A 15684-nucleotide genomic window follows, 5' to 3' on the forward strand; every position below is an offset into this window, starting at 1 on the left:
GGGATGGTCTTCAGCGTTCCGCGTGACCTCATTGCGGGTTAACGGCTGATATGTCAAGCCGGCATCATTGGGATCCCCATGTCCAACGCTGGGCTACAGCCTTATTATTGGCGGCCCCGGTTGTTATCGCGCTCACCATCGGCCCTTACTGGAGCTGGACCGCACTCGTGGCAGTTCTTGCCGGAATCGGACTTTGGGAATTTCAGTCAATGGTCTTCCAGAGGGGCTTGCCGTTTTGGTGGCAGGCCTTTTATGTGGCAACAGGCCTGCTGTTCCCCCTTGGAGCATCCGGTTTAGGGCCGATAGGGCTCCATGGGGCCCTTTTCCTTGTCCTGTTTGCAGCATTTTCCACCACGCTTTTCGCCGCCCCGACTGATTCCGGCGGTATCTCGCGCGCGGCCCGATTCGTCCTGGGTTGGCTGTATGTTCCCTATCTCTTATCTTACGTGCTGCTAATACAGCCCTTGAGCTCCGGAAATCGCTGGGTCTTTTTTGCTTTGCTGATCACCATCGCCAACGATGCCTGTGCACTTTACTCTGGCAAGTATTTCGGGAGCCACAAACTCTACCCACAAGTCAGTCCCAACAAGACCATCGAGGGGTCATTGGGGGGCGTGATGGGAGGGATTGTGGTCGGAACGTTGTTCGGCTCCCTGTTCCTTGGGGCGGTACCCATAAAGTGGTTGATCTTGCTGAGTTTGATTTTGGTAATCATCGGACAGATCGGCGATCTCATCGAGTCTCTGACCAAACGACTCTGCGGAGTGAAGGACGCGGGCAACATTTTGCCGGGACACGGGGGCATTCTGGACCGACTGGACAGCCTGCTTTTCGTATTTCCGGTGGTTTGGTTTTTTTTGCATTGGATTGATTACCCATAACGGTTAAAGTCGATAGTCATGAGTAGGCATGAAGCTCCACACAGAGGAGCAATTCCCTCGCATACTCTGCGCACGGTGAAGGCACTAACCCGCGTTCCGCTTGAGATGCAGCTCACTAGGAGCTGACGGTTGTTGTTATGGCGAACAGAGTTCTGAGTATCCTCGGAAGCACCGGATCAATCGGTACAAACACTCTAAATGTGGTTCAACAATTTCCGGATCGCTTTCGGGTGGCGGCGTTGGCGGCAGGTCGCAATGTTTCCCTGCTGCTTGAGCAAATTAGAACCTTTCAACCTCGACTGGTAGCGGTGCTCAACCGGGAGTTGGCCGAAGAATTGTCCGGGCTTTTGGGCCCGGGTGATCCACAACCGGAAATTGTCTACGGCGCTTCGGGCTATGAACAGGTCGCCACCCTGCCCGAAGTCGATATGGTACTTTCCTCCATGGTGGGGGCGGCCGGTCTGCTGCCGACCATCGCCGCCGTCAAGGCAGGCAAGCACCTGGCGCTGGCCAACAAGGAAACCCTGGTGATTGCCGGCCAAATTGTCATGGAATTGGCCATCCAAAACGGCATCAGCATACTTCCGGTCGACAGCGAACACAGCGCTATTTTTCAGTCGCTGCAAGGGAACCACAGGAAAAGCTTGCGCAGGATTTTGTTGACAGCCTCGGGAGGACCGTTTTTTCAAAAAAGCTTGGAGGAGCTTGCCAAGGTCACCCCGCAGGGTGCGCTCAAGCACCCCAACTGGTCCATGGGAAGAAAAATCACAATTGATTCCGCTACATTGATGAATAAAGGATTGGAGGTCATAGAGGCGCAATGGCTTTTTGGCGTTCCGACCGATCAGATTGACGTCCATATCCACCCGGAGAGTATCGTGCATTCGATGGTCGAATACATCGACGGATCGGTTATTGCCCAGTTGGGGATTCCCGATATGACCATTCCTATTGCCTATGCTCTGGCTTATCCGGAGAGATTGCCGGTGAGGAATCCACCGCTGGACCTGTTCCATTTGCAGAAGCTTTCTTTTTATCCGCCGGACACGGATAGATTCCCCTGCCTGCGCCTTGCCTATGAAGCATGTGCCCGGGGTTCCACCATGCCGGCGGTGCTCAATGCTGCCAACGAAGTGGCGGTTAACGCATTCTTGGAGGAAAAGATCGGATTCCTGGATATAGCCCGATTGATAGAAAGTGTGATGAAGCACCACCAAATTTCAGGCGAACTTGATCTCGACGCAATCCTTGCGGCGGACAAGTGGGCTCGGTTGGAAGCCGAGCGTTTAGTCAATCAGAAGTGAGGGTTCCATTTTGCTGACAACGATCATTGCCACCGTTGTGGTCCTCGGGATTTTAATATTTGTTCACGAACTTGGCCATTTTCTCGTAGCCAAATGGGCTGGAGTGCGGGTGCTGCGTTTTTCCCTGGGATTTGGCCCCCGAATTGTCAGCGTGACACGCGGCGAAACGGAATATTGCATATCCGCGGTTCCCCTTGGGGGTTACGTGAAGATGCTGGGAGAGGATGCCGAGGAAGAAGTCCCTGAACAAGACAAAGAGAGGAGCTTTCCCGCACAATCCGTATGGAAGCGTATCGGGATCGTGCTGGCCGGACCTTCTTCAAATCTGTTGTTTGCCATCATCATTTTTGCTCTGGTCTATGCGGTTGCAGGGATACCGCAGATGACCACCGAGATCGGTTCGGTCAATCCCGCGTCACCGGCAGAGCAGGCGGGGCTGAGGTCGGGAGACCTGGTATTGACGATCAACGGAGAGAGCGTTTCACAATGGGACCAGCTCTCGAATATGATTCAGGAACACGGAGAACAGCCCCTGGTGATGGAAATCCAACGGGGCGAAGAAGTTAAGGTCATCACAGTAACACCGCAGAGCCGGGAAATTAAGAATATTTTCGGGGAGTCGATCAAGCGGCCGGTGATTGGTATCTCTGCTGCGGGAAAATTCAATGTCAAGAGGGTCAATCCTCTCCTGGCCGGGTATTACAGCCTGGCCCAGACATGGAATCTGAGCAAGCTGTTTCTGCTCACTGTGGTCAAGCTGATCGAACGGGTTGTTCCCCTGCAGACCCTTGGCGGTCCTCTGCTCATAGCCCAGATGACAGGTCAACAGGCGCAGGAAGGAATTTTGAATCTGATCTATTTCACCGCCCTGATCAGTATCAATCTCGGCATTTTGAACCTGCTTCCGATTCCGGTTCTGGATGGTGGACATCTTTTCTTCTTTTTCATTGAAGCCATCTTGGGGCGACCCATCGACATGAAGAAGATAGAAATGGCGCAACGCATCGGCATGGTTTTCCTCATCGTGCTGATGATTTTTGTATTCTACAACGACATCATGCGCTTGATCACCGGCCAACCCAGTCCGGCGCCCTGACCAGGCGGCGCACGTGAAGATTGTAGCAGTCGATACCTCGACAGCAGCCGGCAGCGTGGCTCTTTTGCAGGATGATCAGGTGGTGGCCGAGTGGTATCTGCAATCGGCGAAAACCCACAATCGACGCCTGCTCGCGTCCCTCGATCATGTTCTGCGGCAGGCCCGTTGGACGCTGCAGGATGTGGATGGATTCGCCGTCACCACCGGCCCGGGAAGCTTTACCGGGTTACGCATCGGTTTGAGCACCGTCAAGACGCTGGCCTGGTGCCTGGCGAAAGATTTTGTGGGCATCCCTTCCCTGGATGCATTGGCTGGTGGCCTCGGGTTTGGCCACCACCCGGTATGCCCGGTGCTCGATGCCCGAAAAAAGGAAGTCTATTTCGGTCTCTACAGACCGGACGGCCAGGGACGGCAGATTCTGCAGGGAGTCTATCTGGTCGATAAGCCGGAGCACCTTGTCCGTCATGTCACCGAAAAGACCATAGTCTGCGGGGACGGTTGGCTGCTGTATAAGAATCAGTTGCTGGCGAAGCTGGGAGATCTGATCATTGAAGCTCCGCCGCCGTGCCATATGATCAGAGCCTCCCAGGTGGGATACCTGGCCATGCAGAAGCTGTCAGCGGGCAAAGGCGAGGACCCCGTTCACAGCAGCCCTCTCTATGTTCGTCCATCCGAGGCGGAAATTCACAGGAACGCCCTGCAAAAACGGATAAGGCGTGAGTGAGTTCACTTGCGGCACAAGAAGTGCCAATTGAATGCGTCAAACGGCATCTCCACCACTTCCAGGTCTTTGAAGCCGGCCTTTTTGAGCATCTCTAACGCCTTTTGACGTCCCCACATCATCCCCAGGCCAGCCCCGCCATCCACCAATCCAACCGGCATGCAGTGCATGAGGCTGACGGTATACAGAAAAGGCGCCATGGGATGGTCGAGGTTTTCGGCCATATCCGTTTGTGCCGCGATATCCACCATGGAAAAGAGACCTCCATCGGCCAGGATGTGGTGTATTCCGCGCAAGGTTTCCATTGGCCGTGTCTGATCGTGAATGGAATCAAATGCGGTAACATAATCAAATCGCTGACTGAACCTTTCATGGGTTTCGAGGGTTGCTGCATCCAAGATGAGGAATTCTACGTTGGTTACCTGCCGGCGGTGAGCCCCCTCGCGAGCCATCCGGATTGCCTCCGGCGACAGGTCCAGGGCGAGGAAACGGCTGTTGGGAAATGCTTGAGCCATCAGCAGCACGGCCACGCCTTCCGCACACCCCACATCGCACACATGGATGCCCCGTTTGAGACGTTCGACAAGCTTTCCCTCGTCCACGGAAGGGAGGAACTGGTCTACAAGTATTTTGCGATGCTTGGCGTCGGCCAGTTCGGACATGAAGGATTGAAACTTCGGGTAATGATGATAGTCGATCCCCTGCCCCGTGTGAAACCCCTGGAATACCTCTTCCATTGCGCACAGCGTGAGGAGAGGAATTTCCTGAGTATACACCCCGAGGTTGGAATTTCCCGCGCGCCGAGTGATATAATCAGCATGTTCTTTGGGCAAAAAAAATCGGTGCTCACCGTCGGCTGAATGGGAAATTTCAATGATCCCTGCAGTTACCATGACGCCCATCCATTCCTGGAGGTATCGAGGATTCAGCCCGGATTCTCGCGCTATGGCGGTAATGGGCTGCGGCGTGTCGAAGGTGTCCAAGACATCATAAAGTCCGGTTCTGTAGCCTATGGCCATAGCCAGATTGATTGCGCCGTAGTTCAAGACCTCAACCATCTTTTCCGAAAAAGCTCTCCCTTTCAATTTCAAATAACCCCCATCCTTCATTTAAGCTTGTCACGATCCTGTGCCACGACGAAGCAGAAACGTTTGCGCCGGGCCATTCATTCATCGCATCGCATCTTCAGCCGCGGTGTTGAGTGCGCATTACCCGACGCAATCATCATGCAAAATCAACACTAATGCCGCCTGCTGTTTTTTTGTCTTGCACTTTTTTTTGTTTGCTGCGGCGCCTTATTTTCATGCGGTGCCGCAGCACTCTCGTCCGACCCCTTTTCGATTCTCTTTATCTGCACATAGATGGCGAGTGCGGTCACAGCAGCCGCAGCCACATAGAATATCCAATGCATTCTAAACCCTCCCAATTGAGTCACGCCTGTGTCATAATTGAGCACATCTTACTATAGTTGACGGTTTGGTTTGAAGCGCTTCACCAAAAAAACCGGGTTGCTTAGAGAACAGTCATGCATCCAAACGGTTACCCCAGCGGAAGAATTCGAAGGTTTTCGGCGTGATCATCAGTGCCAGCCGCCGCACAGACATCCCTGCGTTTTATGCCAGGTGGTTCATGAACCGCATACGCGCGGGCTATTGCACTGTACCGAATCCCTTCAACCCCAGGCAGGTCTCGCGCGTATCCCTGGCGACCGGCGACGTTGAAGCCGTTGTATTTTGGAGCCGCAATCCCCATCCCATGATTCCCTTTCTGGACGAGTTGGACACATGCGGCTACCGCTATATTTTTTACTTCACCATATTAAACAACCCGCGTCTGCTGGATGCAAACACTCCCGCCATCGAAAATTCTGTACGAACTTTCCGTGAATTGAGTGATCGTTTGGGTCCGAGTCGAGTCATCTGGCGCTATGATCCCATCGTGTTGAGCAATGTGACCGACCTCCAATTCCATCGTCGCAATTTTGCATCCATAGCCCGCTCCCTTAGAGGCTACACCAACCGATGCATCATCAGTCCGGTTCACATCTATCGAAAGTCGCTTCAAAGGCTGCGTGCGCTGACCGAACAAGGGCTAGCCATTGATGGGGAAGACGCCTCAAAGATTGCCGTGCTGCTGCCGTTTCTAGCGGACACGGCAGGACAGACCGAGATGGAACTATTCAGCTGTGCCCAGGCAACCGATTTTTCAGACTGCCGGATCAAAGCCGGAAAATGCATCGATGCCGACTACCTATCGGAGGTCTTCCGGGTGGATATGAAAACTGAAAAAGACCGGTATCAAAGAAAATACTGTGGATGCGACGTGAGCAAAGATATTGGCATGTACGATTCCTGTCTGTTTGACTGCCGCTACTGTTATGCAACCAGCAGCCATGAGCGCGCCCGAAAAAACTACCTGCAACATGATGCCCATTCCCCTTCGTTGCTTGGCTGCGCCTGCTGATGATGTTGTTGACCCGGTTCCCGGGCTTGACACCTGCCGCTGCGCAAGCGACCATTTACATTCAGGACGGCAGGCTCGTGTAACCGTTGTTGGATGATTAATGAGATGAAAATCAAGGGGCCATCGATGCTGCAGGTAGAAATGGGAAAATTGCGCCGTGCGATCTTGGATTCCCCTGCCCTGGTGAGGCCTGGCTGCCATCTCGCACCCATGCACAAAGTTCTGCACCATCCAATGTTTCCCCTGACATTTCTGCTTCGCAACGTGATGATTCTAGAGACGGAAGCTCACTGGCAGAGCATGCCGCCGCATCAGAAACGCGCGGCGCTGCTCAGCATTGTGACGGAAAGGTGCGGCGTTTTTAGTGAGGTACACGAGTGGCTCGACCTGCACCGCAAACTACCTGCGATTAAGGTGGTCCCACCTGACGCATTTCACGCCCTGCCGCATGATACCGGCTATTGCACTCACTGCGGAGGCTGCTGCGAGATCGCAAGCGGTTTGGCGGATTTTCCCGCCGGCACCGAAATTCCCCCGGCCTGGAAAAGGCTTTTCGCGGATGGACTGGGAGCCAACCACAGGTTCTGTGCCTTCCTGTGGGAAGCGAACGGCCAGGGCTTGAGCATCTGTTCGATTCACGCATGGCGCCCCAACCCCTGCCGAACATTCGCCGTCGACGAATGCCGGAATTTGATGGAGGATGTCGATTTTTGCACCCTCCTTGATCCGTCCCGGCTGATAGAAACCTGCCGACGCTTATGTGTTCTGCTGAATGGCCGATAACCGCCAGTCGGAATCAGACCCGATATCACGGCAAAAAGTCCAGAATTCTTCGAACCTGACCGGGTTCAGGCGATCACCCTCGACCACTTGGCCCGTTTTATCGTCCACAGTGTAGTCTAAAAGGTTGGCGGTAAACCACACCGTGATGTACTCTTTGCCGCTCTCCTGCCATATTTCAGCCAGCTCCACTTTGCGCACGGCAATGTTTTCCAGCCGGTTGATCCTCCCCTGCTGTTTCATCACGCTGAACTCATCACGGAGGGAATCTCGCATCTCATCGGTCAGCATGTGTTCAATGCCTTGCAGGTCTCGGTTCATCCACGCGGCCTGAATACGGAAAAACATATCCTGGGCCAATTCCTTGAAACCCTCTTCGGTGAAGGAAGGGTCGAACTGGCGAATCTGACCAAGGCCGGTCTCCAGTTCCGTCGTGCTGCCCGAAGCTGCGGAATATTGTCCTCGGTGCGAAGGTTCAATACGCCGGGAAGGAGGGGCCGATCCTTGCGTGCGGTCGACAGGAACACCCGCTCCACCATAATAGCTGGCGGATGCGGAACTGCGTGCTCGACGCGACTTAAAAAACCTCATCAGAAGGTAAAGCAGCAAACCAATGAGCAGTAGATCCAGCATGCCGATACCGCCTCCCCCGGCACCTCCTGAAGAAGCATGACCGCTGCCGCCAAACAGCATGCTGCCAAGAAATCCACCGGCCAGGCCACCCAACAGTCCCTGAGTGAACGGGCTGCGACTCCAACCGCCTGAAAATGGGGATGCGGCGGCTTGAGGATTGCTCGTGGCACCTGGTCGCGCAACATTAGGGGAATTGTATGCCGGGTTGGATGGAGACCGTGGAGTTGACAAGGATCGGCTGCCGCGGCTGCCGAACGAGCGGCCGCCTCCGGCCCGGGCCCAGGCACTCGTTTCATAGACGAGTGCTACACCAAAAAAGAAAATGAAAGCAAACACCACGGTCCAACGCCAAAGCTTTCTATCCTGCATCGTTCAACTATCCTCTCTGATTCATTTCTGCAAAGCTGTTAAGGGCTGCGATAAAACGTGAAGCTGCACGGGTCAATTTTCACTGGGACTATTAACAAACGGGTCCCACGAAGGCAACATAAACCGGTAGTTCTCCATGCCAATGTGGCCGGCGCACCTGGATCACCATGCTGCCTTGTTGACAATTTCCCTATTACTTGCTCTTTTAGGATCGCAAATCATCCCTGGCTGACTAACGTTTTGCTGGAAAGATAATGGTATGACCCTGATAGCCATCGTAGGCCGACCCAACGTGGGCAAATCAACCTTGTTCAACCGCATCCGTCGCAGACGGCAGGCACTGGTGGACGATGTTCCGGGCGTCACGCGCGACCGCAATTACGCACAGGTGACGTGGGAAGGGAAGCCTTTCACCATCATTGACACGGCCGGTTTTGTAAGCCATGAATTCAAAGATCTTGATGAACAGACCAGAGAGCAGATCCGTCTTGCCGTAGATGAGGCGGATCTCATCCTGTTTATTGCCGACGGCAAAACGGGTTTGCATCCGGAAGATAAAGCACTGGTGAATCTCCTGCGGCGGACTTCCAAACCCGTGTACTACGCGGTAAACAAAATAGACGGCCCTGGACAAGAGCAGAACATTTCCGAGTTTTTTGAGCTCGGCCTGGACAAGCTTCACCCCATCAGCGCGGCTCATGGGTTCGGCATGGGGGAACTCATGAGCGATCTGCTGGAGAGTATCCGCACAACGGAGATGACCGAGGTCGAACAGCCCAACGAGATTCGTGTTGCCATTGTAGGCCGTCCTAATGTCGGGAAATCGACCCTCACCAATCGCATCCTGGGGGCGCCTCGTGTTATCGTAGATGCGATCCCCGGCACCACGCGAGACGCCATCGATTCCCCCTTTGAACACGCTGGACAACGCTATGTGCTGATCGATACGGCGGGGATTCGGCGTAAAGGCAGAACCAGGGAGAAACTGGAAAAAATCAGCGTTATAAAGGCATTGCAGAGTATAGATCGGAGCCATGTAGCGGTCCTTTTGACGGACGCCGGTGAAGGCATTACCGATCAGGATTTGCATATTGCGGGCTATGTTCAGGAACGTTCCCGCGCGTGTGTCATCGGCATCAACAAGTGGGATGCAATCGATACCGACCCCAGACGAACCAAGCTGTTTATGGAAGGAGTTCAAGAGCGGTTCAAGTTTCTACCATTCGCACCGATACTGACTATTTCCGCGTTGACGGGCAAACGCGTGGCCAGGGTCATACCCACCGTATTTGAGGTTTTTCAACAATACAATCAACGTATTACCACCGGTCATGTGAACCGCGCACTGGAGCAGGCACTGGAGCGCCACGAACCACCGCAGGTTGCGGGAAGACCTCTCAAGTTCTATTATGCCACCCAGACTTCGGTCAGACCCCCTACCTTCGTCTTATTTTGCAACCGTCCGGAATCCATTCATTTTTCGTATGAGCGCTACCTCACCAACCAGTTTAGAGAAGCATTCGGCCTTACCAAGACCCCGATTCGCCTCGTATTTCGCGGACGTCAAAAGGGGGAGCGGCAACGGTGAAAATCGCTCCATCAAGTAGACGCAAACCGCCGCGCAAAAGAGAGCAAACGCGTCCAAAGTTTCTGATCGGTGCCGTCATCTGCTTCTTGTTGCTCATTGGTAGCTTGTTTGTGTGGCTTTCCAGAGAGGATCATCACAGGCCCGGCACCCCTGTGAATGGCGAGCAGGAGGTCGAAGCCGAACCACCCATCGCTAATCCGCGTATCGCGCTGCTGCTACCCTTGACCGGTCCTTTTCAGACAGAGGGCCAACTGCTGCATCAGGGAATTGAGCTGGCCTGGAAAGAAATCAAGAAAAAGGGTATACCGGTTGAACTGGCGGTCGGGGACGCCGGTTCCGGCTCTCGCGAGACGTTGCGGCTGGCTGAGGAAATGGCCCATAATCCCGACACCCTTGTTATCATTGCCCACTTGCCGATCGCCTCACTCATCGAGATGGCTCCCCTTCTCGAGAGGAACAACTTGCTCGCTTTGCTGCCCGCCGGTTCGCACCAACAATTGACGCAATATGAATCGTTTCTGCCTCTGGTTTGCCTGGACGGCGAAGAGGGCGCATATGCGGCAACGGTTGCCGCACACTGGGAAGGGACCAGGACAGCCGCAGTAGTTCACAACTCGTCCATCTACAGTGAGCTTCTGTATGAATCTTTCCTGCGCAGGGCGCAGGAGTTGCACCTGACAACCGCAGAATTTGTCAGTGATGCTGATGGTCTTTTTGCGGATGGTGCCATCGATGAAATTCTTAAGCTGGATCCCCCGCTCATCTGGCTCGCAGGATCTCCCTTTTGGGGAGCTGAAATCATCCGCGCCCTTGCAGAAAAGGGATACACCGGCCGTTTTCTTGCGCCTCGCAGCTACACAGGCGCTCTCATTGAAGATCTTCTGGGAGACTACCTGGACAGGCTTTTTGTGATGCGCTCGGCACTGGTCGCCGATGATGAAGCGGAGCCGGTCAAACAGTTCCGGGAACGGTTTCGCGAGGAGTACTGGCGGGAACCTCAACGTCTGGCGGTGCTCGGATATGATGCCATGTCCTGGCTGGGAGAACTACTCGAAAGGGGACCAACTAATCGTTCTGGCGTAGGTGCGTTTTTTCTCAGCTTCAATAATCCCTTGAATGCCTACAAAGGCTTGGCAGGGCCGGTTTATTTTGATTCGGATGGTAAACCCGAGCGTCCCCTTCGGGTCATGACTTTTCGTGACGGGCGGTTCGTTCCGGTCGAGCCGGAAGAGAACCGATCGAAGCGCCTGAGTTCAGCCTCCGGTGGAAATTCCACGGACCCTCGATGATCCTGGATCATACCGCTTGAGCGGTTTGCGGGATGGTTCAGGCTGAAGAGCTGAACCATCCAAGCTCATGGCAATCATGCCCGGCAATTTTCAGGGGGAAGCCGATTTCTTGAGCAACTGTGTCCGGCAACGAAAAGATTCTTTCTGCCTCCTTGATTCTTCTTCGTTTTACACAACCTGTCCCATAAATTCTGCACTTTTTTACCAGTACTTGCATGGTTAATGCCTGCTGACGACAAGTCAGCACTCCGGCGCGCAGGAGCTTCACGAGGGCGGTGATGCGATACTTGTCGAGAGCGGCAACGGTGGTGGAAAGCTGATCCGAGCGCCCGCCTCTTTTCACGACCAAAGGTTGCTGTACCAGACCGATTGGATATTTGCAGCCGATGCGCAGCCACAAGTCGTAATCCTCACAGGCCGGCAACGTTTCATCAAACAAACCGACCTCATCCAGCAGGCTTCGCTGCAACACGGCTGCCGAGGGGCTGATCAAGCAGCGCTCCAGCAATGCGGAAAAGCAATAGCCCGAAGGCTTCCTGTGGTAGCCCCTGGGATTTATCCGCAGCCCGTTTCTCAGCCACAACTCTTCCGTTTGGCAGATGCGCAAGTTTGGATGAAGCCGAAAGAAACTAAGCTGCCCCTGAAGTTTTTCCGGCAACCACAAATCATCCGAATCCAAAAAGGCCAACCAGGTTCCACTGGCTGCCTTGATTCCTGTATTGCGAGCCGCACTCACGCCTTGGTGGGGCTGACAAAAATACTTCACCGGCGCACCGCAGGACTCGATGACCACCCGTGTGTTATCACTGGAGCCATCATCCACCACGATCACTTCCATTTCAAGACCGTCTAAGGTCTGAGCCAGAACGGAATCGAGCGCTTCTTTAACCAGGTCTGCTCGATTGTAGGTGGGGATGATGACACTGACCATCTCAAGCCCAATCACCGTCCTTCAGAGGAGGTACCAGAGCCTTGATTTCATCATGAATGGCAGCCATGTCTCGTGGAAATGTTACTCCCTGGGTTGCCATGATTTTTTGTATCACTTCCCAGTCCGCCATGGATTCGCCCTCGGGGGAGAAAACTTGCGCCAGCTTCAGCAGACGACCTTCCAGGTTAATGACCGTGCCGAGGTGTTCGCCGAATGCAGCCAACGGCAAGACCACATGAGCCAGTTTCATGGCTGGGCTGGGGACGCTTTCCAGCAGCACCAGCAGCTCCAGATTGCTCAACAGGCGCTGCCATCGCTTCTTGTCTCTCTCCCAGAGCAATGCTGCGTCTTGCACCACCAAGCCTTTAATGCGTCCTGCTTCCAGGGCTTCTTCCATGTCGGATACATATTCACCGGGCAACTCCTCCACCTGCCATGCCTCCTGGAAGACCTTGCGATTTCCCGCACTTGAAACATCCCTGAAGCCGGGCAGAAAAGCCGGGCTCAGTCCCATGAGCAGAGCGCCTGTAGAGTTAATTTCGGAGGTTATGGGATAAATGCCCGCCCCTTCCGCCTGCTTCGATTGACCGCAATCCAAAGCAAGTTGGAGCAACGCCTCGACCACACCCGCATCTCCGTCGGAATCTAAGAGATCTTCGGGAAACACGACGGCCAAGCCGTTAGATTTGGAGATTGCCTGCACCAGATTCTGCCAATCGCCGCCAGCCATGCCGAACTCAGCGGGAGTGAATTCAGAGCTCTTGCCCAGAACCGCCCGGTGCAATGCCTGCAACACATTCTGCCAGGAATCGGGCGGCGTATGGACAGCAATAGAGGCAAACGGAGACAAGGAATCCGCATGACCGGTCATCTGCCACACAGGTACCTTGCGGCTCCTTGCCGCTCTGCGTATCATGGTAGCCACAACCGGCGCCAAACTTTCAATGTTGTCTCCGCACAGGAAGATGGCTTGCGCCTTTTCGAGCCCGCCGAGGTCCTGAACCATCCCCTGGTGTTCCCGGTATGCTTGTATGAGGCCCCACATTTTCTCCCGAACTTTGCGGCCGGGGAAGTCAACGCCGTTGCTTTGCCAACCGACCCGCATCCATTTCTGCAGCAGGTACAACGCTTCATTGGTTGCCCGCGGCGAGCCCAAAGCTCCCAACGCCCGGGAACCGTACTGGTCCTGTATCTTGTGCAGGCCATCGAGGAGCCACTTGATTGCTTTGGGCCAGGTCATCTCCTTGAAGCGGCCCTTCTGGCGCACTTTGGGATGCAGCACGCGTTCTCCAAACCAAAGTGAGTCATAAATCCGGAATCGTCCCTGCCGACAGGTAGATGCCCAGTTTGGCGCCACCATCGCCGCATCGCTGATCCATACCTGCCTTTCTCCCTTGACCTTGAGGTTCAATTGACAACCGCACCCGCAATGGATGCAGTGGGTCGTTGCAGCTTCCCAGTCAAGGCGTTCTACAGGACGGCCTTCGCGCTTCTCCATGAGAGCGCCGGTCGGGCAAAGGTCCACGCAGAGTCCACAGTATACACAGCGTTCATTAAATCGCGGCCAGTCCTTGAAATCAATCGCATCTGACACCTGGTACTCGGAACAGGCCACATAGCAACGCTCACAACGAATGCATTTGTTCGGGTCCAGGGCAATGGTGGGGTGAACATCCACGGCGGCCACGCGCTGATAATGAATTTTCTTGCTCGGCTGGTCACGCCAGTCGACCTGAAATTCGTTCATCATTTCCCGCAGCCTACAGTCAAAAGCGGCCGAACAGCCGCACACCAAACACCTGGCCGCTTCTCTCTTGGCCTGTGCCTCGCTCAGACCAAGTTCGACTTCCAGGAAGTTGTTGGTGCGTTTTTGTGGCTCCAGTTCCGGCATCGACTCACGCGACGCCGTTGTGAGGATGCTGAAGGGCTCCCGGTCGATTGTATCCAGTTCTCCCTTGCTGATATTGAAATGGAGCGGTTCGGGCTGAACTACGCCGGCCCGAAAATAGCGATCCAGGGAATAGGCCGCCTTGCGGCCATCGGCCAGGGCAGCAACGACGGTATCCGGACCCCGAAAAACGTCTCCACCGACAAAAACCATTTCATATCCCGTGTGCATGCTCCTGGGGTCTCCACCGAAGGTACTCCAACGGGTCATGGGCAGGTTGGAAACGGCTGCATCCAGATCCGGCATGGGCACATCCGGGGACTGCCCAATGGCGCTGACGACCTGATCCACTTCCATCGTCACCTCCGACCCCTCGACCGGTACCGGACGTCTTCTGCCACTGGCATCCGGCTCTCCCAGTTCCATGCGGATGAACTGGATTCGATTGACTTTGCCGTCGTCACCGTAGAGATGGGTTGGAGCGACCAGAAAGTGAATGTCTACCCCTTCCCGCTGGGCCGCCTCGACCTCTTCATGGCTTGCAGGCATTTCATTGCGTGAGCGTCGATATAAAATGGTTACCTGCTGGGAGCCCAGTCGCAGGGCAGAACGGGCGGCATCGATGGCAACGTTCCCGCCGCCGATGATCGCCACTCTTTTGCCCACTTTCACTGTCTTGCCCGAGGCGATCCGTTCCAGAAAGTCCACACCCGGCACCACACCGTCCAGATCCTCTCCGACAATCCCGAGCTTGCGGCAGGCCCAGGCCCCAACCGCCAGAAATATGGCGTCAAAGCCCTCCTTTTTGAGGTCATCGAGTGTGAAGTCTCGCCCCCATCGGACCCCTGTCTTTGCTCCAACCCCCAGACTGAGAATTCCCTCAATTTCCCAGTCGAGAATCTTTTTGGGAAGTCGATACTCGGGTATCCCGTATCTAAGCATTCCCCCCAGCTTGTCACGCGCTTCAAAAATCGTACTGGCGTGCCCGAGCGTGCGTAGATAATAAGCGGTACTTAAACCGGCCGGCCCACCCCCAACGATGGCAACCCGATGGTTGCTCAGCAGCGGCATCGGGGGCATGATTCTTTCCCCTGATGTATATTCGAAGTCTGCCGCGAATCGCTTGCACAGGTTTATACCGATGGGTTCATCCACCAGGTGGCGCCGGCAAACGGTTTCGCACGGGTGCGGACAGACTCTTCCAATGGTTGCCGGCATGGGAATTTTTTCCTTGATGAGCCGCACCGCCTCGCGGTATTCACCATGGCGGATATGGGCCAGGTAACCTTGGATGTCCACATTGGCCGGACATCTGACCGAACACGGAGCGACGCAGTCTCCGTAGTGTGTGTCAAGCAGCAGCTCCAGCAGGAACTTCCTGGTTTGCTGCAAGTCATCCCCCTGCGTTGTGATCTCCATACCCTGCGTGATGGGGGTGCTGCAGGCTGCTTTGTATTTTTTCTCGCCGGCGACCTTAACAACACATAAACGACAGTTTTCCAAAGGGCGCAAGAGCTCACTGTGGCATAAGGTGGGGATGTAGATGCTTTCCCGCTTGGCGACATCCAGGATAGTGCTCCCGGCAGGAGCTTCCACCGCCTTGCCATCTATGCGAATTTTAAACATATTATCCATTCATTTCCTCCAGATTTTACGTTTTTGTGATTGCTTTCATTGGCCCTCTCGGAGCCCATCACGTCACAATACAGAGGATCGGCAGTGGCAGGGTAGTCAGAATGAG

General features: G+C 54.7%; 13 protein-coding genes. 8 read left to right on the forward strand and 5 right to left on the reverse strand.

All coding sequences use genetic code 11. From position 1 onward, the window contains the following. Positions 1-50 precede the first annotated feature (50 nt). From K1V27_RS03125 to tsaB, 4 genes are all read left to right on the forward strand, one after another. The gene (locus tag K1V27_RS03125; RefSeq protein ID WP_258928067.1) at positions 51-881 is read left to right on the forward strand and encodes a phosphatidate cytidylyltransferase; all 831 of its coding nucleotides are present in this window, start codon (positions 51-53) and stop codon (positions 879-881) included. A gap of 137 nt (positions 882-1018) precedes the next feature. Next, the gene (locus K1V27_RS03130) at positions 1019-2185 is read left to right on the forward strand and encodes a 1-deoxy-D-xylulose-5-phosphate reductoisomerase (protein WP_258928068.1); all 1167 of its coding nucleotides are present in this window, start codon (positions 1019-1021) and stop codon (positions 2183-2185) included. A 10-nt stretch (positions 2186-2195) separates the two neighbouring features. Then, positions 2196-3281, forward strand: a complete 1086-nt coding sequence (gene rseP / locus K1V27_RS03135) for an RIP metalloprotease RseP (protein ID WP_258928069.1) — start codon at positions 2196-2198, stop codon at positions 3279-3281. Between the two features lie 13 nt (positions 3282-3294). Next, the gene (tsaB, locus tag K1V27_RS03140) at positions 3295-4005 is read left to right on the forward strand and encodes a tRNA (adenosine(37)-N6)-threonylcarbamoyltransferase complex dimerization subunit type 1 TsaB (protein WP_258928070.1); all 711 of its coding nucleotides are present in this window, start codon (positions 3295-3297) and stop codon (positions 4003-4005) included. A 2-nt stretch (positions 4006-4007) separates the two neighbouring features. Here the strand turns inward: tsaB and K1V27_RS03145 are convergent, their stop codons facing one another. Together K1V27_RS03145 and K1V27_RS03150 are read right to left on the reverse strand one after the other, a co-directional pair. Then, a complete protein-coding gene (locus tag K1V27_RS03145) occupies positions 4008-5093 on the reverse strand; it encodes a class I SAM-dependent methyltransferase (protein ID WP_258928071.1) in 1086 nt (361 codons plus the stop codon). A gap of 149 nt (positions 5094-5242) precedes the next feature. Then, a complete protein-coding gene (locus K1V27_RS03150; RefSeq protein ID WP_258928072.1) occupies positions 5243-5413 on the reverse strand; it encodes a hypothetical protein in 171 nt (56 codons plus the stop codon). A gap of 161 nt (positions 5414-5574) precedes the next feature. Here K1V27_RS03150 and K1V27_RS03155 point away from each other — a divergent pair, with 161 nt between their 5' ends. Together K1V27_RS03155 and K1V27_RS03160 are read left to right on the forward strand one after the other, a co-directional pair. Then, positions 5575-6465 (forward strand): DUF1848 domain-containing protein, encoded by an 891-nt coding sequence (locus K1V27_RS03155; protein WP_258928073.1) that lies wholly within the window; start codon positions 5575-5577, stop codon positions 6463-6465. A 105-nt stretch (positions 6466-6570) separates the two neighbouring features. Further along, entirely contained in the window at positions 6571-7248 is a 678-nt protein-coding gene (locus K1V27_RS03160) for a hypothetical protein (protein ID WP_258928074.1), read from the forward strand. On the opposite strand, the gene K1V27_RS03165 is transcribed toward K1V27_RS03160, so the two are convergent. Continuing rightward, a complete protein-coding gene (locus K1V27_RS03165) occupies positions 7222-8247 on the reverse strand; it encodes a Tim44 domain-containing protein (protein WP_258928075.1) in 1026 nt (341 codons plus the stop codon). The genes K1V27_RS03160 and K1V27_RS03165 overlap by 27 nt on opposite strands. Positions 8248-8506: 259 nt before the next feature. On the opposite strand from K1V27_RS03165, the gene der reads away from it, so the two are divergent. Both der and K1V27_RS03175 read left to right on the forward strand, forming a co-directional pair. Beyond that, positions 8507-9835, forward strand: a complete 1329-nt coding sequence (gene der / locus K1V27_RS03170; RefSeq protein WP_258928076.1) for a ribosome biogenesis GTPase Der — start codon at positions 8507-8509, stop codon at positions 9833-9835. Then, a complete protein-coding gene (locus K1V27_RS03175; protein WP_258928077.1) occupies positions 9832-11124 on the forward strand; it encodes an ABC transporter substrate-binding protein in 1293 nt (430 codons plus the stop codon). Before der ends, K1V27_RS03175 begins: the two co-directional genes overlap by 4 nt. Positions 11125-11161: 37 nt before the next feature. Here the strand turns inward: K1V27_RS03175 and K1V27_RS03180 are convergent, their stop codons facing one another. Together K1V27_RS03180 and K1V27_RS03185 are read right to left on the reverse strand one after the other, a co-directional pair. Beyond that, on the reverse strand, positions 11162-12070 hold the full coding sequence (locus tag K1V27_RS03180) for a glycosyltransferase family 2 protein (RefSeq protein ID WP_258928078.1): 909 nt from the start codon (positions 12068-12070) through the stop codon (positions 11162-11164). Continuing rightward, positions 12057-15578, reverse strand: a complete 3522-nt coding sequence (locus K1V27_RS03185; protein ID WP_258928079.1) for a molybdopterin-dependent oxidoreductase — start codon at positions 15576-15578, stop codon at positions 12057-12059. Before K1V27_RS03185 ends, K1V27_RS03180 begins: the two co-directional genes overlap by 14 nt. Between the last annotated feature and the right edge of the window lie 106 nt (positions 15579-15684).

Origin of the sequence: Desulfoferrobacter suflitae (genome assembly GCF_022603395.1) — a bacterium.
GTDB lineage: Bacteria > Desulfobacterota > Syntrophobacteria > Syntrophobacterales > Syntrophobacteraceae > Desulfoferrobacter > Desulfoferrobacter suflitae.

Coding starts and splice junctions, on each gene's coding strand:
- K1V27_RS03130 (WP_258928068.1), top strand. CDS start 1,019: ATGGCGAACAGAGTTCTGAGTATCCTCGGAAGCACCGGATCAATCGGT.
- K1V27_RS03160 (WP_258928074.1), top strand. CDS start 6,571: ATGAAAATCAAGGGGCCATCGATGCTGCAGGTAGAAATGGGAAAATTG.
- K1V27_RS03165 (WP_258928075.1), bottom strand. CDS start 8,247: ATGCAGGATAGAAAGCTTTGGCGTTGGACCGTGGTGTTTGCTTTCATT.
- K1V27_RS03125 (WP_258928067.1), top strand. CDS start 51: ATGTCAAGCCGGCATCATTGGGATCCCCATGTCCAACGCTGGGCTACA.
- K1V27_RS03185 (WP_258928079.1), bottom strand. CDS start 15,578: ATGGATAATATGTTTAAAATTCGCATAGATGGCAAGGCGGTGGAAGCT.
- K1V27_RS03150 (WP_258928072.1), bottom strand. CDS start 5,413: ATGCATTGGATATTCTATGTGGCTGCGGCTGCTGTGACCGCACTCGCC.
- der (WP_258928076.1), top strand. CDS start 8,507: ATGACCCTGATAGCCATCGTAGGCCGACCCAACGTGGGCAAATCAACC.